The organism is Streptomyces cirratus (assembly GCF_014650775.1).
Classification (GTDB): domain Bacteria; phylum Actinomycetota; class Actinomycetes; order Streptomycetales; family Streptomycetaceae; genus Streptomyces; species Streptomyces cirratus.
This window is the reverse complement of sequence record NZ_BMVP01000016.1, coordinates 36946-60766: the sequence shown is the minus strand read 5'-3', so window position 1 is coordinate 60766 and position 23821 is coordinate 36946. Positions and strand designations below refer to the sequence as shown.

Annotated in this window: 24 protein-coding genes and 1 pseudogene; 17 read left to right on the top strand and 8 right to left on the bottom strand. The window is 73.4% G+C overall.

What is annotated here, in order from left to right; genetic code table 11:
• Positions 1-20 precede the first annotated feature (20 nt).
• The 6 genes from ribH (at position 21) to IE207_RS27905 (ending at position 4895) form a co-directional block, all read left to right on the top strand.
• Positions 21-506: a 6,7-dimethyl-8-ribityllumazine synthase gene (ribH, locus tag IE207_RS27930; protein ID WP_007262951.1), complete on the top strand. Its 486-nt coding sequence runs from the start codon at positions 21-23 to the stop codon at positions 504-506.
• 35 nt (positions 507-541) lie between these two features.
• Positions 542-823, top strand: coding sequence for a phosphoribosyl-ATP diphosphatase (locus IE207_RS27925; protein ID WP_190187088.1), 282 nt, complete (start codon positions 542-544; stop codon positions 821-823).
• 78 nt (positions 824-901) lie between these two features.
• A complete protein-coding gene (gene hisG, locus IE207_RS27920) occupies positions 902-1750 on the top strand; it encodes an ATP phosphoribosyltransferase (protein ID WP_190187087.1) in 849 nt (282 codons plus the stop codon).
• A gap of 64 nt (positions 1751-1814) precedes the next feature.
• Positions 1815-2276: a PH domain-containing protein gene (locus IE207_RS27915; protein WP_190187086.1), complete on the top strand. Its 462-nt coding sequence runs from the start codon at positions 1815-1817 to the stop codon at positions 2274-2276.
• 196 nt (positions 2277-2472) lie between these two features.
• Positions 2473-3822: a hemolysin family protein gene (locus tag IE207_RS27910; RefSeq protein ID WP_190187085.1), complete on the top strand. Its 1350-nt coding sequence runs from the start codon at positions 2473-2475 to the stop codon at positions 3820-3822.
• Positions 3819-4895 (top strand): hemolysin family protein, encoded by a 1077-nt coding sequence (locus tag IE207_RS27905; RefSeq protein ID WP_190187084.1) that lies wholly within the window; start codon positions 3819-3821, stop codon positions 4893-4895. The genes IE207_RS27910 and IE207_RS27905 overlap by 4 nt, the downstream gene beginning before the upstream one ends.
• An 11-nt stretch (positions 4896-4906) precedes the next feature.
• Here IE207_RS27905 and IE207_RS27900 read toward each other — a convergent pair.
• The 3 genes and pseudogenes from IE207_RS27900 to IE207_RS27890 all read right to left on the bottom strand — a co-directional run bounded on the left by IE207_RS27900 (position 4907) and on the right by IE207_RS27890 (position 8493).
• A pseudogene (locus IE207_RS27900) lies at positions 4907-5490 on the bottom strand (phosphotransferase).
• Between the two features lie 61 nt (positions 5491-5551).
• Positions 5552-7495: an AAA family ATPase gene (locus tag IE207_RS27895; RefSeq protein ID WP_190187083.1), complete on the bottom strand. Its 1944-nt coding sequence runs from the start codon at positions 7493-7495 to the stop codon at positions 5552-5554.
• 380 nt (positions 7496-7875) lie between these two features.
• Positions 7876-8493 (bottom strand): uridine kinase family protein, encoded by a 618-nt coding sequence (locus tag IE207_RS27890; RefSeq protein WP_190187152.1) that lies wholly within the window; start codon positions 8491-8493, stop codon positions 7876-7878.
• Between the two features lie 232 nt (positions 8494-8725).
• On the opposite strand from IE207_RS27890, the gene IE207_RS27885 reads away from it, so the two are divergent.
• The 3 genes from IE207_RS27885 to IE207_RS27875 all read left to right on the top strand — a co-directional run bounded on the left by IE207_RS27885 (position 8726) and on the right by IE207_RS27875 (position 11034).
• Positions 8726-10090 carry a C39 family peptidase gene (locus IE207_RS27885; protein ID WP_190187082.1) on the top strand — a complete coding sequence of 455 codons (1365 nt, stop codon included), beginning with the start codon at positions 8726-8728 and terminating at the stop codon, positions 10088-10090.
• A 114-nt stretch (positions 10091-10204) separates the two neighbouring features.
• On the top strand, positions 10205-10651 hold the full coding sequence (locus IE207_RS27880) for an SPW repeat protein (protein WP_190187081.1): 447 nt from the start codon (positions 10205-10207) through the stop codon (positions 10649-10651).
• 209 nt (positions 10652-10860) lie between these two features.
• On the top strand, positions 10861-11034 hold the full coding sequence (locus IE207_RS27875; RefSeq protein WP_229874072.1) for an SCO1431 family membrane protein: 174 nt from the start codon (positions 10861-10863) through the stop codon (positions 11032-11034).
• Positions 11035-11058: 24 nt separating this feature from the next.
• Here the strand turns inward: IE207_RS27875 and IE207_RS33470 are convergent, their stop codons facing one another.
• The 3 genes from IE207_RS33470 to IE207_RS27865 are packed head-to-tail and all read right to left on the bottom strand — an operon-like array spanning position 11059 to position 12574.
• The gene (locus tag IE207_RS33470; protein WP_229874070.1) at positions 11059-11352 is read right to left on the bottom strand and encodes a hypothetical protein; all 294 of its coding nucleotides are present in this window, start codon (positions 11350-11352) and stop codon (positions 11059-11061) included.
• On the bottom strand, positions 11346-11975 hold the full coding sequence (locus IE207_RS27870) for a DUF6114 domain-containing protein (protein ID WP_229874068.1): 630 nt from the start codon (positions 11973-11975) through the stop codon (positions 11346-11348). The genes IE207_RS33470 and IE207_RS27870 overlap by 7 nt, the downstream gene beginning before the upstream one ends.
• On the bottom strand, positions 11966-12574 hold the full coding sequence (locus IE207_RS27865) for a DUF6230 family protein (protein WP_190187079.1): 609 nt from the start codon (positions 12572-12574) through the stop codon (positions 11966-11968). The genes IE207_RS27870 and IE207_RS27865 overlap by 10 nt, the downstream gene beginning before the upstream one ends.
• Positions 12575-12673: 99 nt before the next feature.
• On the opposite strand from IE207_RS27865, the gene IE207_RS27860 reads away from it, so the two are divergent.
• The 4 genes from IE207_RS27860 (at position 12674) to IE207_RS27845 (ending at position 18648) form a co-directional block, all read left to right on the top strand.
• Positions 12674-13417, top strand: a complete 744-nt coding sequence (locus tag IE207_RS27860; RefSeq protein WP_190187078.1) for a TetR/AcrR family transcriptional regulator — start codon at positions 12674-12676, stop codon at positions 13415-13417.
• 147 nt (positions 13418-13564) lie between these two features.
• Complete coding sequence (locus IE207_RS27855; RefSeq protein WP_190187077.1) at positions 13565-14737, top strand: acyl-CoA dehydrogenase family protein; 1173 nt, start codon at positions 13565-13567, stop codon at positions 14735-14737.
• A gap of 1617 nt (positions 14738-16354) precedes the next feature.
• Positions 16355-17488 (top strand): Rv3169 family protein, encoded by a 1134-nt coding sequence (locus tag IE207_RS27850; RefSeq protein ID WP_190187076.1) that lies wholly within the window; start codon positions 16355-16357, stop codon positions 17486-17488.
• 62 nt (positions 17489-17550) lie between these two features.
• Positions 17551-18648, top strand: coding sequence for a phosphotransferase family protein (locus IE207_RS27845; protein ID WP_190187075.1), 1098 nt, complete (start codon positions 17551-17553; stop codon positions 18646-18648).
• 17 nt (positions 18649-18665) lie between these two features.
• On the opposite strand, the gene IE207_RS27840 is transcribed toward IE207_RS27845, so the two are convergent.
• A complete protein-coding gene (locus IE207_RS27840) occupies positions 18666-19109 on the bottom strand; it encodes a hypothetical protein (RefSeq protein WP_190187074.1) in 444 nt (147 codons plus the stop codon).
• Positions 19110-19327: 218 nt separating this feature from the next.
• On the opposite strand from IE207_RS27840, the gene IE207_RS27835 reads away from it, so the two are divergent.
• The 4 genes from IE207_RS27835 to fxsA all read left to right on the top strand — a co-directional run bounded on the left by IE207_RS27835 (position 19328) and on the right by fxsA (position 23264).
• Positions 19328-19768, top strand: a complete 441-nt coding sequence (locus IE207_RS27835; RefSeq protein ID WP_168713945.1) for an Lrp/AsnC family transcriptional regulator — start codon at positions 19328-19330, stop codon at positions 19766-19768.
• A 92-nt stretch (positions 19769-19860) separates the two neighbouring features.
• Positions 19861-21483 (top strand): amidohydrolase, encoded by a 1623-nt coding sequence (locus IE207_RS27830; protein ID WP_190187073.1) that lies wholly within the window; start codon positions 19861-19863, stop codon positions 21481-21483.
• A 336-nt stretch (positions 21484-21819) separates the two neighbouring features.
• Positions 21820-22587: a polyprenol monophosphomannose synthase gene (locus tag IE207_RS27825; protein ID WP_190187072.1), complete on the top strand. Its 768-nt coding sequence runs from the start codon at positions 21820-21822 to the stop codon at positions 22585-22587.
• Between the two features lie 95 nt (positions 22588-22682).
• A complete protein-coding gene (fxsA, locus tag IE207_RS27820; RefSeq protein ID WP_190187071.1) occupies positions 22683-23264 on the top strand; it encodes an FxsA family membrane protein in 582 nt (193 codons plus the stop codon).
• Between the two features lie 134 nt (positions 23265-23398).
• Here the strand turns inward: fxsA and IE207_RS27815 are convergent, their stop codons facing one another.
• Positions 23399-23773 carry an RNA polymerase-binding protein RbpA gene (locus IE207_RS27815; RefSeq protein WP_007262928.1) on the bottom strand — a complete coding sequence of 125 codons (375 nt, stop codon included), beginning with the start codon at positions 23771-23773 and terminating at the stop codon, positions 23399-23401.
• Positions 23774-23821 lie beyond the last annotated feature (48 nt).

Sequence of the window (23821 nt, the reverse complement as noted above, 5' to 3'; positions counted from 1 at the left end):
GAACAACGAGGAGCAGAGCTGTGAGCGGCAAGGGCGCACCCGAACTGAGCGTGAAGAACTGCGGCGACCTGCGGGTCGCCGTGATCGCGGCCCAGTGGCACGAGAAGGTCATGGACGGGCTGGTCGACGGCGCCCTGCGGGCCCTGCACGAGCTGGGCATCGACGAACCCACCCTGCTGCGCGTCCCCGGCAGCTTCGAGCTGCCGGTCGTGGCGAAGGTACTGGCCGGTCGCGGCTACGATGCCATCGTCGCCCTCGGTGTGGTCATCCGCGGCGGCACCCCGCACTTCGACTACGTCTGCCAGGGCGTCACCCAAGGCCTGGTACAGGTATCGATCGACACCGGAGTCCCCGTCGGCTTCGGCGTCCTGACCTGCGACAACGACGAGCAGGCGCTGGACCGCGCCGGGCTTGAGGGGTCGAACGAGGACAAGGGACACGAAGCGGTCACCGCCGCCGTCTCCACCGCCATGACCCTGCGGACCGTCAGCGAACCCTGGCGCTGAGTGGCGGCGGGGGACCCCTTATTCTGAGGACCATCATGGCGAACAAACCCTCCAAGAGCTTCGAAGAGCTCTTCACCGAGCTCCAGCTCAAGGCCGCCAACGGCGACCCCAGCTCCTCCCGCACCGCCGAGCTCGTCGGCAAGGGCGTCCATGCCATCGGCAAGAAGGTCGTCGAGGAGGCCGCCGAGGTCTGGATGGCCGCCGAGTACGAGGGCAAGGAAGCCGCCGCCGAGGAGATCTCCCAGCTGCTCTACCACGTCCAGGTGATGATGGTCGCGCGCGGGATCTCCCTCGACGACGTCTACGCGCACCTCTAGGCCGGAGCCCTGCCCGCGGGCCCCCCGCCCGCACCACTCTTTTCGCACCTACGAACCTACGCACCCGAGGAAGCCCCCATGCTGCGCATCGCCGTCCCCAACAAGGGTTCACTCTCCGGACCGGCGTCGGCGATGCTCCATGAGGCCGGCTACCGGATGCGCAAGGAGTCCAAGGAGCTCGTGGTCGTCGACCCCGAGAACGAGGTCGAGTTCTTCTACCTCCGCCCCAAGGACATCGCGATCTACGTGTCCTCCGGCAAGCTCGACATCGGCATCACCGGCCGGGACCTGCTGCTCGACTCCGGCGCCAGCGCCGAGGAGATCCTGCCGCTGAACTTCGGCCGGTCCACCTTCCGCTACGCCACCCTGCCCGGCACTGCGAAGGGCCCCGAGGACTTCGCCGGGATGACGATCGCGACCTCGTACGAGGGGATCGTCGCCAAGCACCTCGCCGACAAGGGCATCGACGCCTCCGTCGTCCACCTCGACGGCGCGGTCGAGACCGCCATCCAGCTCGGCGTCGCCCAGATCATCGCGGACGTCGTGGAGACCGGCACCAGCCTGCGCAACGCCGGCCTCGAAGTCATCGGCGAGCCCATCCTCACCTCCGAGGCCGTCGTCATCCGCGGCAACGGAACCGACCCGGACGACCCGCAGGCCCAGCAGTTCCTGCGCCGCCTCCAGGGCGTCCTGGTGGCCCGCAGCTACGTGATGATGGACTACGACTGCCGCGCCGAGCACCTGGAGCGCGCGGTCGCCCTCACCCCCGGCCTGGAGTCGCCGACCGTCTCCCCGCTGCACAACGAGGGCTGGGTCGCGGTCCGCGCCATGGTTCCCGCCAAGGAAGCCCAGCGGATCATGGACGACCTGTACGAGCTCGGCGCGCGCGCCATCCTCACCACCTCGATCCACGCCTGCCGTCTCTGATACCCCACCCGTCACTGACACCCCTCTCGTCACTGCCGGCACCTCGCAGAACCGAGCGCACACCATGGCCGACGCCGCCGCCCAGCCCGAACCGCCCGCCCTGCCGGTCACCTTCCGGCCGACCCGCACGCGGGCCGTCCTGCTGGGCGCCGGCCTCGCCATCTTCGTCACCATCACGGCGATCGCCCTGCTCCTGGACCTGCACCCCGGGGAGCGGATCAGCTTCGTCTTCACCGCGCTCCTGCTCAGCTCCGTCCTCGTCCTGCTCAGCCGCCCCAAGGTGTCCGCGGACGAAGCCGGGGTCACCGTCGTCAACCTCACCCGCACCCGCCGCCTGGAGTGGGCGCAGATCCTGCGGGTGAACCTCCGTCCGGGCGACCCCTGGGTCTTCCTGGACCTGAGCGACGGCACCAGCCTGCCCGTCCTCGGCATCCAGCCCGGCATCGCCAAGGCCCGGGCCATCAGCGACGCGCGCGCCCTGCGCGCCCTCGCCGAAAGCCACGGAACCGGCACGAAGGACCACTGAGCCCGGGCATCACCGCTGCGTCCCATTGCGGCGGCGATCCCAATGACTACCCTGGTGGCGGGGCGCAGCCGTGCGCCCTCCCACCGGCCCCGGACCCCGTGGCCCGTGGGCAACTGCGACTTGAGGAGTGACTCCCTCCAGCAATGGACGGATCGTCCGGTAGTACCCGCGCCGCCCTCCCCGTGGAGGCGGCGGCATGACCATCCCGCTACTCCTTCTCGTGGCGGCATTCGCCCTGATCCTCGCCAACGGCTTCTTCGTGGCGGCCGAGTTCGGCCTCGTCACCGTGGAACGCCCCGAGGCGGAACGCGCCGCCGCCGACGGTGACCGCCGTGCCCGCACGGTCGTCAGCGCCCTGCGCGAGCTGTCCTTCCAGCTCTCCGGCACCCAGCTCGGCATCACCATCACCTCCCTGGTCGTCGGCATGCTCGCCGAACCGGCCCTCGCGGCTCTGCTGTCGAGGCCGCTCGGCGCGACCGGCCTGCCCCCGGGAGCCGTCTCCGGCGTCGCCGTCGTCATCGGGATGCTGCTCGCCTCCGCCGTCCAGATGGTCGTCGGCGAACTCGTGCCGAAGAACTGGGCGGTCTCCCGGCCGCTCCAGGTGGCCCGGTTCGTCGCCGGACCGCAGCAGTCCTTCTCCCGCGCCTTCCGACCGGTCATCGCGGCACTGAACGCCGTGGCGAACCGTCTCGTACGGGCGCTCGGCGTGGAGCCGGCCGAGGAGATGGCGTCCGCCCGCACCCCCGGCGAGCTCGTCTCCCTGGTCCGCCATTCGGCCCAGGCCGGCGCCCTGGAGCAGGACACCGCCGACCTGTTCGTACGGACCCTGTCCCTGGGCGGGCTCACGGCCCAACACGTGATGACGCCCCGGGTGAAGGTCAGCGCCCTCCAGCACACCGCCACGGCGGCCGACGTGCTCAACCTGACCCGGGCCACCGGCCTGTCCCGTTTCCCCGTCTACCGCGAGCGCATCGACGAGATCACCGGCGTCGTCCACCTCAAGGACGCCCTCGCCGTACCCGAGGCGGAACGCGCCCGCACCACCGTGACCCGTATCTGCGTCGCCCCGCTGCTGGTGCCCGGCTCCCTGCCGGTACAGCCGCTGCTGGAGCGGCTGCGCAGCGAACAGCCGATGGCCGTCGTCGTCGACGAGTACGGCGGCACCGCCGGTGTCGTCACCCTGGAGGACATCGTGGAAGAACTCGTCGGCGAGGTCCGCGACGAGCACGACCTCGCGGAGGACGACAGCCCCGAGCTGGCAGCCGTGCCCGCCGAGGACGGCCGCCCGTCCTGGGAGGCCGACGGAAGCTGCCGCGTGCACACCCTGCGCCGGATAGGCCTGGAGGTACCCGAAGGCCCGTACGAGACCGTCGCCGGTCTCGTCGCCGACCTGCTCGGCCGGATCCCCGCCCCCGGGGACCGCGCCGAACTCCCCGGCTGGAAGCTGTCCGTCCGCCAGGTCCGCCGCTACCGGGCCGAACGGGTCCGGCTCGTGCGCACCGCCCCGCTCACCGCTCCCGCCGAACTCGAGGCGGTCGGCCGGTGATCGCGCTCCAACTGCTCTTCGCCCTGCTGCTCGTCCTGGCCAACGGATTCTTCGTCGGAGCCGAGTTCGCCCTGGTCTCCGTACGCCGCAGCCAGATCGAACCCCTCGCGGCCGGCTCCAAGCGGGCCCGCCAGGTGCTGCACGGCCTGGAGAACCTGCCCCGCATGATGGCCGCCGCGCAGTTCGGCATCACCCTGTGCTCGCTGACGCTCGGCGCGGTCGCCGAACCCACCGTGGCCCGGCTGCTGGAGCCCCTCTTCCACGCCGTCCACGTCCCGGAGGGCCTGGTCCACCCGCTCGGCTACGCCGTCGCGCTCGCCGCCGTGGTCTTCCTCCACCTGGTCATCGGCGAGATGGTGCCGAAGAACCTGGCCATGGCCGCCCCCGAGAAGACCGCCCTGTGGTTCAGCCCCGGCCTGGTCGCCTTCGCCCGCCTGTGCGGGCCGGTCACCACCGCGCTCGGCGCCTGCGCCACCTCCGTCCTTCGGCTCTTCAAGGTCGAGCCCAAGGACGAGGTCGAAGCCGTGTACACCAGCGCCCAGCTCGGCCGGCTCCTCAAGGACTCCCGGCAGGCCGGGCTCCTGGAGCCGGTCGAACAGGAGCGTCTGGAGGACGCCCTGGAACTGGGCACCCGGCCCGTCACCGACGTCCTCCTCGCCCGGGACCGGCTCGTCACCGTCGGCCCCGACGTCACGCCACGGCAGATCGAACAACTGACCGTGCGGACGGGCTACTCGCGCTTCCCCGTACGCTCCGGCAACGGCGCCTTCATGGGCTACCTGCACGTGAAGGACGTACTGGACCTGGAGGAGCGGGAGCGGGCCGTACCCCAGAGGGTCTGGCGCCGGATGACGACCCTGTCCTCCACCCTGCCGCTGGACGACGCGCTGACCGTCATGCGCCGCGACGCCACCCACCTGGCGCAGGTCGCCGGCCCGGGCGGCCGGGTACTGGGCCTGGTCGCCATGGAGGACGTCCTGGAGATGCTGGTCGGCGAGGTCCGCGACCCCGCCCACCGCACGCCGCCGGCGGTCCGCCGGGCTCCCGCCCCGGAGGACGCCATGGCGGGCTGAGCCCCCCCCGCTCAGGCGTAGCGGTCGAACAGGGCCCGGACGTACCCCTCGAGCCGCCGGGGCACAACCCCGGCGGCCAGGTCGGTCCGGCCCAGCTCCCGCCAGGGCACGGCCACCTTCTCGGCGTCGGGGGCGAGCCCAGGGCGTCCAGCAGCCGCCGGTAGAGGTGCTCGGCGGGGTCTTCGGCCAGGGTCCCGCCGACGGCCTGATCACCCAGGCGTACGGCCCCCGGCAGCAGGGTCATCAGCAGGGACGGGTGGTCGCAGTGCTGCGCCGTCGCGTCCACCGCCACGAGGGTGGCCGCGGGCACACCGCTGCCGCCGAGCAGGCGCAGGACGGCCGCCTCACGGGTCAGCAGGCCCCGCGCGTGCCGGACGAAGAAGGGCTTGACGAAGCACCGCAGGACCAGTGAGCGCGGGCCGTCCGGCCCGCGCAGGTCCGGCCGGCGCATCTGCGACGTCCAACCGTCGCGCAGCCGTACCGCTCGTTCCAGGTACTCGCCCTCGGACAGTTGCCCCTCGACCCACGAGCGGGTGGACTCCCGGCCCCCACCGTCCGGATCCGTGCCGGTGCGCCCGGCCCCCTCCCTCACCATGCAGGCAGGTCATCCGCCTCGGGCGAACGTGTGCCGTGGACCGGATCCGGCGGCGGTGTCGCTACAACGGCGGGGGTTCCGGGCGTTCTTGGGGGCCCCGGCCGGAGAGGACCTCGCCGTACGCCTGCATCAGGTCCGCCAGCCGCAGCGTCGACAGGTCGTCCCGGGAGGGGTCACCGGCGAAGCCGGCCAGGCGCAGGTCCCGGTAGGCGCAGCTCTTCTCGTAGAGCGTGCGCAGGAACCGGCCGTTGCCCAGCTCGTCGATCCAGCCCTGCTCGACCACGTGCCCACTGATGCTGCGCAGCTCCTCCAGCGCCTCCTCGTCCCAGCGGTCGCCGTTGCCGTCCGCCAGCACCTCGCCGATCGCGGTCAGTTCGAGGGGCCGGTAACTCGGGAAGTCCACCCGGGTCGTGAACCGCGAGGAGAGCCCCGGGTTGGTGCTCAGCAGCCGATCCATCCCGGCCGGGTAGCCCGCGAGGATGACCACGAGGTGGTCGCGGTTGTCCTCCGCCCGCTTGAGCAGCACCTGTAACGCCTCGTCGCCGTACGCGTCGCCCTTGCTGTAACCGGAGTTCGACAGGCTGTACGCCTCGTCCACGAACAGCACCCCGCCGATCGCCGAATCGATCAGCTCGTTCGCCTTCACGGCCGTCTGCCCCAGGAACTCGCCCACCAGATCGGCCCGCTGGGCCTCCACCAGGTGATCGCCGCCCAGCAGGCCGAGCGCGTAGAAGACCCGGCCCAGGATCCGGGCCACCGTGGTCTTGCCCGTACCGGAGGGTCCCGAGAAGACGAAGTGCCGCTTGGGCGGCTGCACCGGGAGCCCCTGGCCCGCCCGCAGCCTGGACATGTGCAGCTGCGCCGAGAGGGCCTTCACCTGACGCTTGACGGGCTCCAGCCCCACCATCCGCTCCAGCTCCGCGAGCGCCTGCGCCAGCGCCCGCGGATCGGCGGGCCCCGCGGGAACCCCCACAGGGGCGCCCTGGGCCGGTAAGGCCGCCCGGTGGCGCATGCCCTCGGGCCGGCCCCCGCCCGGCGGCCCGAACCGGGGCTCCGACGGGTCGGGGAGCAGCGGGTCGGGCTCCGCCTGGCCGTCCGCGGCGGTGTCCTGCGCGGGGGCGCCACCCCCGCCGCCGAGGGCCACCGCCGCCAGGTCCCCGCCCGCCGGGGCCGGCCCGTGCCCGGCGAAGCCCTCGCCGGAGTGCCCGTAGGCGGCGTAACCCGCCATGTCGTCGGGGTCGCTGCTGTCGGCGATCGCCGTCAGGCGGGCGGCGGTGTCCATGAAGGCCGGATCCACCCTGTGCACCGCCCGGTACAGCGGGAGCGCGGCGGCGCTGCGGCCCGTCCCCTCGTGGGCCCGCGCCAGCCAGTACCGCAGCTCCTTGCGCTGCGGCTGCTCGCTGCGGCAGCGCATCAGCGCTGCCGCGAGCATCGGTTCCGCCTGCCCGTACATCTCCAGCCGGACCCGGGCCATCCCGCCGAACAGACGTGCCTCGATGCCCAGTTGCGGATCGTCCACCAGCGGCTCGGTGTGGCGCACCAGCTGCTCCCAGTCCTTGACCAGGTAGGCGCGGCAGGCGTGCAGGAAGCGGACCTGCGGATCGGTGTCGACCGGGGGCAGAGCGGCCAGCGCCTGGTCCAGCTCGGGCACGTGGCGGCCGTCCAGCCAGTGCGAGGCGTGGGCGAGCAGCAGGTCACGTCGGCTCTCCAGCACCGGCTGCACCCACCAGCCCAGCCAATACCAGGAGTTCAGCGTCCTGCGGTGCCGGGCGCGCTGCTCGCCGAAGCGGTCCCGGTGCGCGTACATGCGTAACAGCGCGTTGGTGGTGTCCGCCCTGAGCGCGTGCAGGCCCAGCCACGCGTCGGCCATCGCGGGATCGAGCCGCACCGCCGTGCGGAACTCCTCCTCGGCCTGCGGATAGGCGCCCATGGTGCAGGCGTCGACCCCGCGCAGCCAGGCGAGTTCGGCCGGGGCGTGGGTGCTGCCCGGCATGCCGAAGTCCATCACATCCCCCACAAGCCTGCCCCCGTGGTGCGCGGCAACCCGCGGGGAGATCCCGTGAGTTGTCCACCATGCCGATGAAATCAGGGCTGCATCCTACCTGCGGTGACGCTCCTGACCCAGGGTGCGGCGGCCGCGGGTCGGGAGTCCCTCCCGGACCCTCGCGGTGACTCAGGGTGAGGGAAGTGGAGGGCATCGTGGTCGCGCCCGACCGCCCGCGGGCCGTGCCCGGACAGAACGAAGCCCCCGATCACGGGGGAACAATCGGGGGCTTCGCGTCCGCTGCGGTCCTTGGGGACCGCGCATTCAGAACGTAAGGCCGTCGCGGGGGCGGGGTCAAGCGGCGCGGGGGACCCCCGGCGGCGGGCCGGCGGGGGCGGCTCTCAGGCCCGGGGGAGTCCGTGACGTTCGGTGACCGAAGCCGGGGTCCGCACGGTCCCAGGAGCCCCGGAAGTCCACTCGTATCCCGTACCGCTCTGGCGCACCAGGGTGTCGGCGAAGGGGCGCGAAGGGTCGTCCGAGAAGTGCGCGAGCTCGGCGCGCTCCCATTCGTCCCAGAAACCGTGAAGTTCACGCCCGTCCCGGCTTCGCCCGCGCACCCAGGACACCTCGCGCGGCGTCTCCATCCACAGCAGCCGCGCCAGCCACGGGCGCAGCATCCGCCGGCCCGCCCCGACCCCCTCGACGATCAGCACCGGGACCGGCTCCAGCACTCGCCGCGGGCCGAACCGGCGCAGTACCCAGTCGTACGGGGCCCAGTGGGCGGGCCGGCCGGCCGCGAGCGGCTCCAGGACCTGGGCGCTGAGCCGACCGAACCAGTCGAACAGCTCCTCGTGCGTGGCGACGTCGTCCAGGTGCAGCACGGGGGCGCCGCCCAGGGCCTCGGCGAGGTGCTGCGCGAAGGTGCTCTTGCCGGATCCGGCGTGCCCGTCGACGCCGATCAGCCGGACCGGGCCGAGGGAGGGCGGCAGCGCGGCGAGCTCCCGCGCGAGCGGACCCAGGGCCCGTCGGGGGGACGGCGACGACTGCTCGGGCTCCTCCACCCCCTCACCCTATGCCGCCCCCAGCCGCCGCCCGCCGGCCCCACCCCCCCCGCGGCCGGCGGCTGGGGCTCGGCGGGCCCGGGCTTCGTGGGCGTCCGACACGGGTCCGCGGCTTCCGTCACCCCGCGCGTGGGAACTGGGAGGGTGGGACAGCCGATCCCGCCGTGCCGACCCCAGGGGGGCCACCACCATGACCGCACCCACCCCGCGCAGGGCCCTGCTCGCCGCAGCGCTCGCGGCCGCCGCCGTGGCCACCGTCCCCGGTGGGAAGGCCTCGGCCGCCGCCCCGCCAGTGCCCCGGCGCAGCGCCACCGCGCCGACGATCGACAACCGGTTCTGGTACTCGTACTCCCACTGGCAGGCCGGCACCCACCGCGGCACCAAGGCCGTCGCCGGTACCCGCCCAGGCCTGGAAATCGCGACGCCGGCGGGCCGCACCGACTACACCGACCCGCACACCGGCAGGACGGCCGCCTGGGACTACGCCACCTGGACCTCCCCCGTACACCGCTCCGCCGTCCCCGCCACCGAGGCCGTCGCCTCCTGGAACGCCCGCACTCCCGCCGGTACCTGGATCCAGTGCGAGCTGCGCGGCACCTACAGCGACGGCACGGCCACCCCTTGGTACGTGATGGGCCGCTGGGCCTCCGGCGAGGGCGACATCCGCCGCACGTCGCTCGACGGCCAGACCGACGGCCGCACCACCGTCTGGACCGACACCCTGGCCGTCGACACCCCCGCGAAGACGAGTGGCCTGCGGCTGCGGGACTGGCAGTTGCGCCTGACCCTCCACCGCAAGCCGGGTGCCGCCACGGGGCCCACCGTATGGCTGGCCGGAGCCATGGCCTCGGACGTCCCGGACCGGTTCACCGTGCCCCCTTCGAAGCCGTCCGGTACGGCCCACGAGCTCAAGGTCCCGCGCTACTCGCAGGAGATCCACATCGGCCGGTACCCCCAGTACGACAACGGCGGCGAAGCCTGGTGCAGCCCCACGTCCTCCCAGATGACCATCGAGTTCTGGGGCCGGAAGCCCACCGCCGGGGACCTGGCATGGGTGGACCCCTCCTACTCCGACCCGCAGGTCTGCCACGCCGCCCGCTCCACGTACGACTCCGCCTACAAGGGCTGCGGCAACTGGCCCTTCAACGCCGCCTACGCCTCCACCTACCGGGACATGGCCGCGGTGGTGACCCGGCTGGCCTCCCTCACGGACCTGGAAACCCTGATCCGCGCCGGGATCCCGGTCATCACCTCGCAGTCCTTCCTGTCCGAGGAGCTCACCGGGGCCGGATACGGCACCTCCGGCCACATCATGACCGTCGTCGGCTTCACCGGGGCCGGGGACGTGATCGCCAACGACCCCAACTCGGCGGACGACGCCGCCGTACGCCGGGTCTACCGGCGCACCGAGTGGGAGAACGTCTGGCTGCGCACCCGGCGCCGCAACGCCGCGGGCAAGGAGGTCCAGGCGACGGGCGGGATCTGCTACCTCTACGTCCCCGCCCGTCCGGGCGTCGCACAACTCGCCGCCCTGCACTCGGTCGGTGTGATCTGACGTCCGGCGCACCTGCCGGTGCACTCGCCGATTTATTGCCACCGGATGGGTTGTAAGTGGGACATAAAGGGCAGAGGGGGGTGTAGGAGCAGCTTCAACAGGAGGCAGTCCGACATGACCACGCACTCAAGCATCGAACACCACCCCGACCTCGCCGAGATGCGCACGCGGTTCGAGCAGGTCACCAGCACACCCCGCGCTCAGGCAGTGGAGGCACTGGCCCTCATCACGGGCCTCTACATCGCGGCGTCGCCGTGGATCGCCGGATTCAGCGTGCTGAGCGCGCTGGCCGTCAACAACCTCATCGCGGGCCTGGCCTACTGCCTGTGCATGGGCGGTCTGGGAACCGCGTACGAGCGCACCCACGCCATGGCGTGGACCGCCGTCGGCATCGCCGTCTGGACGATCATCGCCCCGTGGGCCATCGCGGGCAACGTGGACACGACCCGCTCGGTGGTCAGCAACGTCATAGCGGGCGTCGTCGGAACCCTGCTGGCACTGGCGATGGCCGCCATGGCCGGCCGGGAACGCCGCGGCGCCGGACGCATGCGCCGCGCTTGACCGCGACGGCCGGCCCGGACGACATCCGTATCCGTTCCGTCCCGTCCGTCTATCCCGTTCACGCCCGCCGCTTCCCGCGGCGGGCGTGACGCGTGGGGCGTGACGGGTGGGGGCGTCACCGGGGCCGGTGACGGGGGCGGGCGTGAGGTGCGCCACCCGTGATGTTCGTCTCTACCGCGAAAGCCGCGAAGGCTGCCACATTGGACGGCATGACCGCACGCGCCTCCGCCCTCACCGCCGCAGCCCCCGACCTCGCCGCCCGCGTGCGCCGCCGCGCCCGCACCGGCGGCCCCGACGGGGACACCGCCTGGCTGGAACACGTCCTCGGCTGGACGCTCGTGGTCGTGGTAGCCATGTTCGTCACCCAGGTCGGCTGGCTCTGACCGTCCCGCGCCGGCCCACCGGGCTCACGACGCCTCCAGCCGCAGCCCGTCCGTGACGATCACGTCCGAGGTGACCAGCGCCTGCTCGGCGCTGACCCGCGTCATGAAGACGAACGGGGGGATGACCGGGGGGAGCGGGCATGCCCTCGGGGCTGAACGTGACGCACAGCAGCCCCTCGATGCACCCGCTGAACCTGGTCGGGTACAGGTCACGTTGCCGCGCAGCTCCAGCGACGAAGCGGCCAGCCCGTACTCGTCCCGGCCGTCCCGAGTCCGCAGCCGGTAGTCGCTGAGCGAGGCGGCCGTCATCCTCAGCACCAGCACCTTGCGGGGCCCGTCGGCCGTGCCACCTCGGTGACCCCGGCGAGGGCGATGCCCTGGGGCGCGAAGAGCGAGGTGGTCACCGTCGGGGAAGTCCTGGCCACGGTCACCGGCGCCGCCGCCCTGGCGGGCGTTGCCGTCGCCCCGGTCGTCAGCGACGCCGGCAGCGCCACCGGCAGTGCGGCGGCCAGGACCCGCGGAGCGCCGCGCCCCAGGCGGGCCGCGCCACCCCGATCGCCGCCCCCTTCCGGACGCGGGGTCCAGCCGAAGGCCGGCGCGCTGCCCGCGACGCCGAGCAGCATCCCCACCAGGAAGCCCCCGAGGTTGGTCGCCACGAAGGACAGCACCGACAGCAGCAGGGCGTGAACGGACACGTACGCCCTCGTCCGGGGCAGGAACCACAGGAACAGGGCCGCCACGACCAGCGCCGCCCCGATCCCGATCGCCGCGACCCCGCCCAGACCGAGGCTGACCAGCACCGTCAGCGGAGAGAGCGGGACCAGCAGCAGTTCGGTCCCGCCCAGCAGCACCAGCAGCCCGCCCCAGAACGGCCGGGTCCGGCGCCAGGCCCGCAGCCGCCGCCGGGGGCCGGGCAGCGGCAGCCCCTTGGCTAGAAGCACTGCTCGCCGTCCAGGCTGACGTTCAGCCGCATGCCCTTGAGCCGGAAGTTGCCGCCCGTGGCGGACCAGGCGTGCGACTTCACGTCCAGCACCTCGATGTTCCCCGCCTGGAGCCCGAACTTGCCCGGCTCGCCCCTGACCCCGTCGACCTGGTCGAGGGTGGAGGGGTCCCGGCCGATCCGGGCCGTGCCGAAGGTCGCGTCACCGTCGAGGTCCTCGCCGTCGATGACGAGGTTGCTGGCGGTCACCTGCCCGGCCTGCCCGCCGGCGGTCAGCTTGAAGACCACCGTGCCCAGCGGGGTCTCCACCCGGGCGGCCTGGCAGATGTCGGACAGTGTCGCCTCCCCGATCCCGAGCAGCGCCACCGGGTGCCCCTTGCCGTCCGCCGACCGGTCCGTCTGGACGTAGGAGGCGAGGCCCTTGCTGCTCAACTTGGAGGAGGAAACCTGGAAGCCGGTCCCCGATACGGCGAAGGACGCGGCCAGCGCGCCCTGGGCCATGACCGTCGCCATCACCCCGATGGCGAGGACCGCGGGCAGCGCCACGGCCGCCGTCTTGCGCCAGTCGACCCGGCCCTCGGGCCTGTCGTTCGAGCTCATGGAAGTGCCTCCCGTACGTCGTCCGTGCGCAGGGGAAGTGCAAGAGACAGGTCTGCCATACTGCGGGCGTCCTGTGGGAGTTCGAGGCTGGGGCCGAATTTGAACAATAGTCAACAGCGCGGTCAGGGACAGGGCCAGGGGCGCGGCCGACAGCCCGGAGCGACCGGCCGTTCGCAGGTCCGCAGGGCCGAACTCATAGCCATCGGGCGCAAGTTGTTCGCCGACACCTCGTACGACGCGCTGTCCATGGACGACATCGCCAAACAGGCGGGCGTCGCCAAGGGGTTGATCTACTACTACTTCAAGAGCAAGCGCGGCTACTACCTCGCCATCGTCGAGGACTCGGTGGCCGAACTCGTCGCCCGCGCCGGCGCGGACACCGAACTGACCGGCGCCGAGCGCGCCCGCCGGACCATCGACGGCTACCTCCACTACGCCGAACACCACCAGGCCGCGTACCGCACCATCGTCACGGGCGGCGTCGGGTCGGACGCCGAAGTGCTGGCCATTCGCGATGCGGTGCGCGAGGAACTGGTGGCCACCATCGCCGAGGGGGCGTACGGGCGCCGGGCCGTCCCGCCGGTCGCCCGCCTGGCCCTCGTCGGCTGGCTCTCCGGGGTCGAGGGGACCACCCTGGAATGGATCGGCGCTCTCGCGGCGCAGGACGTCGTGGGCCTGCCCGGCCGCGCCGGACTGGCGGCGCTGCTGGTGCGACAACTACGTGCCACTTTGACGGTGATCGAGGAATTTGTGCCGGAGTGCCCGGCTCCACCCGTACTTGAGGAGACCTCCGGCGCGGCCGGGGATCTTGGTGATCAACGACCGGTGACGGGAAGCCCCTGATCGGGCATACTCAAGCCGCCGCAGCCGCTGAACAGGCCCTTCCGTGATCCGGGAGGGCAGTATCGGCTGTGAGAGCACCGAGACCCGGCGGCGCGTCCCACACCTCACGCGCCGTCGCCGTGCCCGATGAGGGAGGAGAGCGCCGCCATGAACGACCGCGCCCCGCAGCCGGTGGAACGTCAGCTGCCCACCGAAGAGTCCCGCGATCTGCTCGCGCTCGTACGAGAGATCGCGCAGCGGGAGATCCGCCCCCGGGCCGCCGAGGAGGAGGACGCCGGCCGTTTCCCCCGCGAGGTCTTCGCCCTGCTGTCGGAATCGGGGCTGCTCGGCCTCCCCTACGACGGTGAGTTCGGCGGCGGCGAGCAGCCGTACGAGGTCTACCTCCAGGTGCTGGAAGAGCTCGCGGCGGCCCGGCTGACCGTCGGCCTCGGCGTCAGCGTGCACTCCCTGGCCTGCCACGGCCTGGCCGGGTACGGCACCAAGGAGCAGCAGTCGGCCCACCTGCCCGCGATGCTGGGCGGCGGCCTGCTCGGCGCGTACTGCCTCTCGGAGCCGGCCGCCGGCTCGGACGCGGCCTCCCTGAGAACCAAGGCGGTGCGCGACGGCGACGGCTGGGTGATCACCGGCACCAAGGCGTGGATCACCCACGGCGGGGTCGCGGACTTCTACACCGTGCTCGCCCGGACCGGCGTCGAGGGCCCCAAGGGGATCACCGCCTTCCTGGTTCCCGGTGACGCCGAGGGCCTGACGGCGGCGGTCCCGGAGAAGAAGATGGGCCTCAAGGGCTCGCCCACGGCCCAGCTGCATTTCGACGGGGTCCGGGTGCCCGACTCGCGGCGGATCGGCGAGGAGGGCCAGGGCTTCACCATCGCGCTCGCCGCGCTGGACGCGGGCCGGCTTGGCATCGCCGCCTGCGCGATCGGTGTCGCGCAGGCGGCCCTGGACGAGGCGCTCGCGTACGCGCTGGACCGCAAGCAGTTCGGGCACCCCATCGCGGACTTCCAGGGGCTGCGGTTCATGCTGGCCGACATGGCGACGAAGATCGAGGCGGGCCGGGCCCTGTACCTGGCGGCGGCGCGGCTGCGGGACGCCGGCAAGCCGTTCTCCCGCCAGGCGGCGATGGCCAAGCTGTTCTGCACCGACGCGGCGATGGCGGTGACGACGGACGCGGTCCAGGTGCTCGGCGGCTACGGGTACACCGCGGACTTCCCGGTGGAGCGGCTGATGCGCGAGGCGAAGGTCCTCCAGATCGTCGAGGGCACCAACCAGATCCAGCGCATGGTCATCGCCCGCCACCTGGCGGGCCCCGAATCCCGCTGACCCGCCCCGGAGCCGGGCCCCACCCCCGGCTCCACCCGCCCCCGGACCCCGGCTCCGCCCGGGGGGCCCGAACACGACGCGGCCCCCCGCCCCGGCCCGGCCGCCACTGGATCCGGACCCGCCTCCACCCACCCGGCTACCGCTGGGGGAGCGCCCTCAGCTCCGCCCGGGCGGACCGAGCGGCGACAAAGGCCCCGGTCCGGCCCGCCGCCACCGGCATCGACGCCCTGTGCCCACCCGCCGGGGGCCGAGGGGCGACGGCGGCCCCCCGGCCCGGCCGCCACCGGGTCCACCCTGTGCGAACGCGACTCCGCGACCCCCGCCCGGCTACCGCTGGGGGGAGCGGCCCCCGGCTCCGCCGGCGCGGACGGAGGGGCGACAGCCGGCCGCCACCGGGCACCTCCACCCACCCGGCTACCGCCTGGGGGAGCGCCTCCCCCAGGTCCGCCCGCCCGGACCGAGCGGCGACAAAGGCCCCCGCCGCCATCGGCGTCGACGCCCTGTGCGCACCCGCCCGGGGAGCGGCTTCTCCGGCCGGCCCGGGGGCCCGCGGTGCTGCTGCCGCCCGGGGGACGAGGGGTAGCAGCGGTGCCGGCGCCCGCCCGGCCGCCACCGGATCCGGATCCGCCTCCGCCCACCCGGCTACCGCTGGGGGGAGCGCCCCCAGCTCCGCCCGGGCGGACCGAGCGCCGACAAAGGACTCCGGGGCCCGTGGTGCTGCTGCCGCCCGGGGGGCGAGGGGTAGCAGCGGTGCCGGCGCCCGCCCGGCCGCCACCGGATCCGGATCCGCCTCCGCCCACCCGGCTACCGCTGGGGGCGCCCCCCAACTCCGCCCGGGCGGACCGAGCGCCGACAAAGGACTCCGGGGCCCGGCCCGCCGCTACCGGCGTCGACGCCCTGTGCGCACCGGCCCGGGGGCCCGTAGTGCTGCTGCCGCCCGGGGGCGAGGGGTAGCAGCGGTGCCGGCGCCCGCCCGGCCGCCACCGGACCCGGATCCGCCCACCCGGCTACCGCTGGGGGGAGCGCCCCCAGCTCCGCCCGGGCGGGACCGAGGGGCGGGAGCGGTGCCGGCGGCCGCCCGGCCGCTGCCGGCGACGGGCCCCCGGCGGTAGCCGCGGTTCACCGGTCGGGGGGCGCCCGAGTCAGCACGCTGCGCGGGTGCGCGTACCGACGGCCCCCTTGTGGCGGGCCTCGGCTGCAGGGGCGCTGGTTGCCGAGTGCCTCCGCCGACCGCCGCCGAGGTAGGCCCAGCGGTATCCGGTGCGCACTGGCTCACGCGCCGCCTGCGGCGGAACAGGGGCCAAGGCCTGCCCGGACGCCCCTCCTCGGGTGCGGCAGCGTGACCCGGTCCGCCTCCGCCCGGGGTACGCCCAAGCCGTGCAGGCCGGGCCGTTTTCCGCCTCGGGCTCGACCGCGGTGATCCGCGTCTGCCACCGCTACCGGCACCGCCACCGTCGTCCCCGGCCCACCGAAGCGCACCGGCGCGGCGCCCCCGGCCCGGCAGGTGGCTCGGGTTCTCGGGTTGTCACGGTGTGCCACAAAGGGTGGTCCCCGTCACGGCTTCTGACGTACCGTCATATCCGCCCGCGGAGCCCGCCCGTACGCAGGAGGTTCGCCATGCCCGCCGACCGGCCCGTCGCCCTGGACGAGTACCCCATCCACCAGGCACCGCTGTCGATGAAGCACCTCGTCAGCGGCGACCGCAACGCCTATGACCGCTGCATCTTCCACGTCTTCGACCACGCCGGCCGCGCCGTCCTCATCCTCGGGCTCGGCGTCTACCCCAACGCCGGCGTCATCGACGCCTACGCCACCTTGCGCCTCGGCGACGAACTCCTCGCCGTCCGCGCCTCCGACGCCCTCACCGACGACCGCATGAACCTCTCCGTCGGCCCCCTCCGCATCACCGTCGACGAACCCCTCAGGCGGATCACCCTCCACTGCGACGCCGACCCCGCCGACCCTCGGGGCCTTTCCTACGACATCACCTGGACCGCCGAGTTCCCCGCCGTCTGGGAACCGCACCACATCCAGCGGCGCGGTGACCGCCTCGTGCTGGAGGGCCGCCGCTTCGTCCAGGCCGGCAACGTCACCGGCACCATCCGCGCCGACGGCGAGGAGCTCACCCCCACCCCCGGTGCCTGGACCGGCACCCGGGACCGCAGCTGGGGCGTGCGGCCCGTCCCCGGCGAGGACGGCGGCCGCGGCGCCGACGAGTACCGCCCCGAGGGCTTCCACTGGCTCTGGATACCCGTTCGCTTCGAGGACCGCTTCCTCATGGTCATCACCCAGGAGGACGCGGACGGCCACCGGACCCTCAGCGAAGCCGTCCAGGTCTTCCCCGACGGCAGTGGCCTCGCAGACGGGCAACTGGGCTGGCCGCACACCGACATCCGCTACCGCCCCGGCAGCCGCCACCCCGAGAGCGCCGTCGTCCACCTCACCGACCCCGCGCGCAAACCCCTCGAACTGGGCGTGGAGATCCTCAACTCCTCCCCCCTCGCCGTCGGCGCCGGCTACCCGCCCGCCTCCGACTGGCAGCACGGCACCTGGCAGGGCCGCGGCTGGACCGACCGCCGCGTCTACGACCTCTCGGACCCGGCCGCCCACCCCATGGCCGCCTTCGGCGTCACCGACCACTCCGCCCGCTTCACTCTCGACGGCCGCACCGGCCACGGCATCTTCGAGCACGGCAGCTTCGGCCGCCACGACCCCAGCGGCTTCACCGACTACGCCTCCGTCGCGCCGTAACAGCCGGCCCGAACCGAAGGCCACCCGAGCCGAAAGCCACCCGAAACAGCAGGAGGGACTCCATGGCAACGGCACCGCGCCCCCGCACCTCCACCCGCGAGCCCGAGGAACTCGGCCGCCGCCTGACCGCCTGGCTCGACAGCCGCATCCCCGGCGCCAAGGTCACCAACACCTCCGTACCCGGCTCCAACGGCATGTCCAGCGAGACCCTCCTCTTCGACATCGAGCACCCGGACGCCGCCGACCGTGCCTGCGCCCTGCGCCTCGCCGCCGACCCGGCCGCCTACACCGTCTTCCCCACCTACGACATGGCCCGCCAGTACCGCGTGATGCGGCTGGTCGCCGAACACACCGACCTGCCGGTACCCCGCGTGCGCTGGCTGGAGGAGGACCCGCAACCGCTCGGCGCGCCCTTCTTCGTCATGGACCGCGCCGAAGGCCGGGTCCCGCCCGACGTCATGCCCTACACCTACGAGGGCAACTGGCTGCACTCCGCCACCGACGCCGAACGCGCTGCCCTCCAGGAGGCGAGCGTCTCCCTCCTGGCCCGCCTCCACGACCAGTTCCCGTCCCACGAGGCGCAGTTCCTCCTCCCGGCCGGAACGGGAACCCCGCTGCGCCGGCACGTCGAGGCCCAACGCGCCTACTACGCCTGGGTGGTGGACGGCCTGGCCCCCTCACCCCTGCTGGAACGGGCCTTCGACCGACTGGAGGAGCTCTGGCCCGCCGACGAGGGCGAGCCCGTCCTGAACTGGGGTGACGCGCGCATCGGCAACGTGATCTACCAGCCCGACGGCTTCGAACCGGTGGCGGTGCTCGACTGGGAGATGGCGGCGTACGCCCCGCGCGAGGTGGACCTCGGCTGGACCGTCTACCTCCACCGCTTCTTCCAGGACCTGACCGTCGGCTTCGGCCAGCCGGGCCTGCCCGACTTCCTGCGCCGCGACGACCTCGAACGCCGCTACGCGGAACTCACCGGGCACGTCCCGCGCCACATGGAGTTCCACACCCTGTACGCCGCCCTGCGGCACGGCATCGTCATGCTCCGCATCGCCTACCGGCAGGCGCACTTCGGCGAGGTCGAGGTCCCGGCCGACCCCGACGGCCTCATCCTGCACCACGCCGCTCTCGCCGCCATGGTGCAGGGAACGTACTGGTAGGGCCCCGGCCCGGCCGGTCAGGCGGCCTGCGCGTGCTGACGCATCTGCGGCGGCAGCACCGTCGCCGTCATCCGTACCGGACGCGAGCCCGGACCGCCGACGTGCGAGAAGGGCTGCGTCCGCCAGTCCAGCCCCTGCGGCAGCGTGAGCATGACCACCGGGTCCAGCTCCTGCGCCTCCGGCTGGAACGCGCCCACGGTCGCCAACGCCTCCGAGGCCGGACGGCCCGTGCCCGCGCACACCGTGAGCCCGAACGGGTTCCACGGGGTCAGGCAGAGCGCGTGCTGCGGCAGGTACTCCTCGTCCGCGACGAGGGCGATCGACTGCCCGCAGTCGGGGCAGACCGCGTGGTGGATCTCGAAACCGTCGGCCTCTTCGAGGTACTCCCCGTCGTCCGCGTCCTGCGCGTACTCGGCATACGCGGCTTCGCTCATGCGACCGGCACGGTTGGTGTTCAGCATGGATGTACTCCCCCTTGGGTGGGCCGGGCGGGCAGATTTCTTCGGCCACGGCCACAGCAAGCACTTCCCGTCGCGCGGCACGAGTAACCACGAGAGCCGGGCGTACGCATCCATACCCCTGTGGCCTTGGTCACATGCCCGGCGCAGGTGCCGTTTCCCCGTGGACACCGCTGTGCCTGGAGCGGTCCTGGGCAATAGGTTGAGCGGCTATGAGCGCAATGGAGGAGCTGGACCGCCAGATCGTGGATCTGCTCGTGCGGGACGGGCGGATGAGTTACACGGATCTGGGCAAGGCCACCGGACTGTCCACGTCGGCAGTCCATCAGCGAGTACGCCGCCTGGAGCAGCGCGGAGTCATCCGCGGCTACGCCGCCGTCGTCGACCCCGAGGCCGTCGGGCTGCCGCTGACGGCATTCATCTCGGTCAAACCGTTCGACCCCAGTGCCCCCGACGACATCGCCGAGCGGCTGGCGGGGGTCCCGGAGATCGAGGCGTGCCACAGCGTCGCGGGCGACGAGAACTACATCCTCAAGGTGCGCGTGGCCACGCCCCTGGAACTCGAGGACCTGCTGGGCCGCCTGCGCGCCCTGGCACACGTCGCCACGCGTACGACCGTGGTCCTCTCCACCCCCTACGAAGCCCGCCCGCCCCGCGTGTGACCTCCCGCCGCGCCCCTCGCACCGCTCGGCGCCGGGGGCGCCCCCGAGGGGGCGCGTCCGGCCCGGGGCGGGCGACCAGCGAAACTGGGGGCATGACTGACCGCACCGCCTCCGCCACCGCCGCCGGAACCCACCGCACCGTCCTGCTCCGCGGCGGCGAGGTGCACAGCCCCGCCGACCCCTTCGCCACTGCGATGGTCATCGAGCGGGGGCACGTCGCCTGGGTCGGCTCCGAAGGCGCCGCCGACGCCTTCGCACAGGGCGTGGACGAGGTCGTCCACCTCGACGGGGCGCTCGTCACCCCCGCCTTCACCGACGCGCACGTCCACACCACCTCCACCGGCCTCGCCCTGACCGGCCTGGACCTCTCCGCGGCCCGCTCGCTCCCCGAGGCCCTCGCCCTCGTCCGGGCCTACGCCGCCCGCCGCCCCGCCGACCGGGTGCTCCTCGGCCACGGCTGGGACGCCGCGCGCTGGCCCGAGCGCCGCGCCCCGCGCCGCGCTGAGCTGGACGAGGCCGCCGGCGGCCGCCCGCTCTACCTGAGCCGCGTCGACGTGCACTCCGCCGTCGTCACCACCGCCCTGCTGGACCTCGTCCCCGGCGTCCACGCCCGCGGCGACGAGCCGCTGACCCGCGACGCCCACCACGCCGTCCGCCGGGCCGCGCTCGACGCCGTCACCCCGGCCCAGCGCGCCGAGGCGCAGCGCGCCGCCCTGGACCGCGCCGCCTCCCTGGGCATCGGCTCCGTCCACGAGTGCGGCGGCCCCGAGATCTCCTCCCCCGAGGACTTCACCTCCCTGCTCGACCTCGCCGCCCACCACCGGGGCCCGCGGGTCTTCGGCTACTGGGCCGACCGCGACATCGACCGCGCCGTGGAACTCGGCGCGGCCGGCGCCGCCGGCGACCTGTTCGTGGACGGAGCCCTCGGCTCGCACACCGCCTGCCTGCACGCCCCGTACGCCGACGCCGCCCACACCGGCACCGGCTACCTCGACGCCGCGGACGTCGCCGCGCACGTCTCCGCCTGCACCGGGGCGGGCCTCCAGGCCGGGTTCCACGCCATCGGCGACGCCGCGCTCGCCGCCGTCGTAGAAGGTGTCCGGGCGGCCGCCGAAAAGGTCGGCCTCGCCCGGATCCGCGCCGCCCGCCACCGCGTCGAGCACGCCGAGATGATGACCCCGGCCACCATCGCCGCCTTCGCGGAGCTCGGCCTCACCGCGTCCGTGCAGCCGGCCTTCGACGCTGCGTGGGGCGGCGAGGAGGGCATGTACGCCGACCGGCTCGGCGCCGACCGGGCCAGGACCCTCAACCCCTTCGCGGCCCTCCTCAAGGCCGGCGTGCCGCTCGCCTTCGGCTCGGACGCGCCCGTCACCCCCCTCGACCCCTGGGGCACCGTCCGCGCGGCCGCCTTCCACCGGACCCCCGAGCACCGCATCTCCGTACGGGCCGCCTTCGCCGCGCACACCCGCGGCGGGTGGCGGGCGCTGGGCCGGGACGACGCCGGCACCCTCGTCCCCGGCGCTCCCGCCGACTACGCCGTCTGGCGCACGGAGGAACTCGTGGTGCAGGCACCGGACGACCGGGTCGCCCGCTGGTCCACGGATCCGCGTTCCGGCACCCCCGGTCTGCCTGACCTGACGCCCGGTGCGGATCTCCCCGTGTGCCTGGCCACGGTCGTGGGCGGCCGGGAGGTATTCGTACGGCCACAGGGGTGATCCGGCGGGCCTCGGTTCGGTACCGGCGGCCCGACCCGGATAGGTTCGGCCGGGTCCACCACAGGACGTCCCTTCCGGACGGATCCGTCCGCCCAGCGCACCCGCGCCTCGGGGGCGAGGGAAGGTTTCGCCGGTGCGGGCGCCCCCAGCGGCAGTTGGGGGAGGGTGGCCTCAGGTCGGGGCCCGGCGGTCCAGTAGACAACGGCCACGGTCACCCGCAGCCAGCGGGAGCCTGGCCGGCCCGAAGGACCGTTGGCCCCGATCCCTGTTCTAAAATCGTTCCGCTGTGACGGGACGACGAGGCCAGGCTGGACGAGAAGCATGCAAGGGGACCTAGTGAGCGACGGCGGACAGCGGACCTACGGGCCCCTCGGCACCACCTTGGTGATCATCCCCACGTACAACGAGGCGGAGAACATCGGGCTGATCGTCGGCCGCGTCCGCGCCGCGGTGCCCGAGGCGCACGTCCTCGTCGCCGACGACAACAGCCCCGACGGCACCGGCAAGCTCGCCGACGAACTGGCCGCCTCCGACACGCACGTCCACGTCCTGCACCGCAAGGGCAAGGAAGGGCTCGGCGCCGCCTACCTCGCGGGCTTCGCCTGGGGCCTGGAGCACGGCTACGGGGTCATCGTCGAGATGGACGCCGACGGCTCCCACCGGCCCGAGGAGCTGCCCCGCCTGCTGACCGCGCTCACCGGCGCCGACCTGGTCCTCGGCTCCCGCTGGGTACCCGGCGGCCGCGTCGTCAACTGGCCCAAGAGCCGCGAGATCCTCTCCCGGGGCGGTTCCACCTACTCCCGGCTGATGCTCGGGGTCCCCATCCGGGACGTGACCGGCGGCTACCGCGCCTTCCGCCGCGAGACCCTGGAGGGGCTGGGCTTGGAGGAGGTCGCCTCCGCGGGCTACTGCTTCCAGGTCGACCTGGCCCGCCGGGCCGTCCGCAAGGGCTTCAAGGTGGTGGAGGTCCCCATCACGTTCGTCGAGCGCGAGTTCGGCGACAGCAAGATGAGCAAGGACATCGTGGTCGAGGCCCTGTGGCGGGTCACCCAGTGGGGCATCAAGGCGCGTACGGCCAGGCTCACCGGCAGGCCCGAGGCGTAGCGCTCCCCGCCCCCGACCGCTCCGGGTCCCCCTTAGGGGATGTCCGGTACCTCCGACTGAGGCCGCTTTTACGCCACCCCAGGCACACTGGGGTCATGACGACCGGCACCTCGACTGCTCCCCGGCGGCGCTCGGCCGCCCGTACCTTCCTCCCCCTGGCGGTCGCCGCCTGGTTCATCCTGGAGATCTGGCTGCTCAGCCTGGTCGCGGGCGCGGCCGGCGGCTTCACCGTGGCCCTGCTCATCCTGGGCGGGATGCTGCTGGGCGGCGTGGTCATCAAGCGGGCCGGCCGCCGGGCCTTCCGGAACCTGACGGCGAGCTTCCAGCAGGCCCAGCAGGGCAGGGCGCCCGCTGAGCGGCAGCCCGGCCAGGGCAACGCCCTGATCATGCTGGCCGGCCTGCTCCTGATCCTGCCGGGCCTGCTCTCCGACGCCGTCGGCCTGCTCCTGCTGCTGCCGCCCGTGCGGGCGCTGGCCGGGCGCCGGTTCGCCCGCACCCTGGAGCGCTCGATGACCTCGGCGGCCGGCGGCGGCTTCGGCGCCGCCTACCAGCAGGCCCGTATCCACCAGCCCGACGGCAAGGTGGTGCAGGGCGAGGTCGTCCGCGAGGACCGGCCCCAGCCGGGACCGGGCGCCTCCGGCCCCGACTCGGGCTACCGGCCGCCGCTCGCCTCCTGAGGCGAGACAAACAGGGACACAGGCAGCCGGGACACAGGCAGCCGGGACACCGGCAGCCGGGACACGGAAAGCATGCCGAGGGCCCCCGCCACGGGAAGTGGCGGGGGCCCTCGGCTTCGTTCTCAGTCCGGGTGTCAGGCGGACTTGCGGCTGTCCCGCGGATGCACGGCAATGTTCATGGCGCCGGAACGCAGGACCGCCAGCCTCTCGGCCAGCACTTCCTCGAGTTCCTCGCGGGTGCGTCGCTCCATGAGCATGTCCCAGTGCGTTCGCGCGGGCTTGCCCTTCTTCTCTTCGGGCCCGTCCCCGTCGACCAGGAGTGCCATGGCGCCGCACGCCTTGCACTCCCACTCCGGCGGAATTTCTGCCTCAACCGAGAACGGCATCTCAAATCGATGTCCGTTCTGGCATGCGTACTCCACCGCCTGGCGCGGGGCCAGATCGATGCCGCGGTCCGTCTCGTAGCTGGTAACCACGAGCCGCGTACCGCGGAGAGCTCGCTCACTCATGAATCGTGCCTCCCGGGCTTGTCGCCCACAGGACAGGTGTCGCTGTCG

Bases quoted from the DNA above. Each gene is read 5' to 3' on its own strand.
- IE207_RS27925 (WP_190187088.1), top strand. From the start codon at position 542: ATGGCGAACAAACCCTCCAAGAGCTTCGAAGAGCTCTTCACCGAGCTC.
- hisG (WP_190187087.1), top strand. From the start codon at position 902: ATGCTGCGCATCGCCGTCCCCAACAAGGGTTCACTCTCCGGACCGGCG.
- IE207_RS27915 (WP_190187086.1), top strand. From the start codon at position 1,815: ATGGCCGACGCCGCCGCCCAGCCCGAACCGCCCGCCCTGCCGGTCACC.
- IE207_RS27910 (WP_190187085.1), top strand. From the start codon at position 2,473: ATGACCATCCCGCTACTCCTTCTCGTGGCGGCATTCGCCCTGATCCTC.
- IE207_RS27895 (WP_190187083.1), bottom strand. From the start codon at position 7,495: ATGGACTTCGGCATGCCGGGCAGCACCCACGCCCCGGCCGAACTCGCC.
- IE207_RS27885 (WP_190187082.1), top strand. From the start codon at position 8,726: ATGACCGCACCCACCCCGCGCAGGGCCCTGCTCGCCGCAGCGCTCGCG.
- IE207_RS27880 (WP_190187081.1), top strand. From the start codon at position 10,205: ATGACCACGCACTCAAGCATCGAACACCACCCCGACCTCGCCGAGATG.
- IE207_RS27875 (WP_229874072.1), top strand. From the start codon at position 10,861: ATGACCGCACGCGCCTCCGCCCTCACCGCCGCAGCCCCCGACCTCGCC.
- IE207_RS27865 (WP_190187079.1), bottom strand. From the start codon at position 12,574: ATGAGCTCGAACGACAGGCCCGAGGGCCGGGTCGACTGGCGCAAGACG.
- IE207_RS27855 (WP_190187077.1), top strand. From the start codon at position 13,565: ATGAACGACCGCGCCCCGCAGCCGGTGGAACGTCAGCTGCCCACCGAA.
- IE207_RS27850 (WP_190187076.1), top strand. From the start codon at position 16,355: ATGCCCGCCGACCGGCCCGTCGCCCTGGACGAGTACCCCATCCACCAG.
- IE207_RS27845 (WP_190187075.1), top strand. From the start codon at position 17,551: ATGGCAACGGCACCGCGCCCCCGCACCTCCACCCGCGAGCCCGAGGAA.
- IE207_RS27840 (WP_190187074.1), bottom strand. From the start codon at position 19,109: ATGCTGAACACCAACCGTGCCGGTCGCATGAGCGAAGCCGCGTATGCC.
- IE207_RS27835 (WP_168713945.1), top strand. From the start codon at position 19,328: ATGGAGGAGCTGGACCGCCAGATCGTGGATCTGCTCGTGCGGGACGGG.
- IE207_RS27830 (WP_190187073.1), top strand. From the start codon at position 19,861: ATGACTGACCGCACCGCCTCCGCCACCGCCGCCGGAACCCACCGCACC.
- fxsA (WP_190187071.1), top strand. From the start codon at position 22,683: ATGACGACCGGCACCTCGACTGCTCCCCGGCGGCGCTCGGCCGCCCGT.
- IE207_RS27815 (WP_007262928.1), bottom strand. From the start codon at position 23,773: ATGAGTGAGCGAGCTCTCCGCGGTACGCGGCTCGTGGTTACCAGCTAC.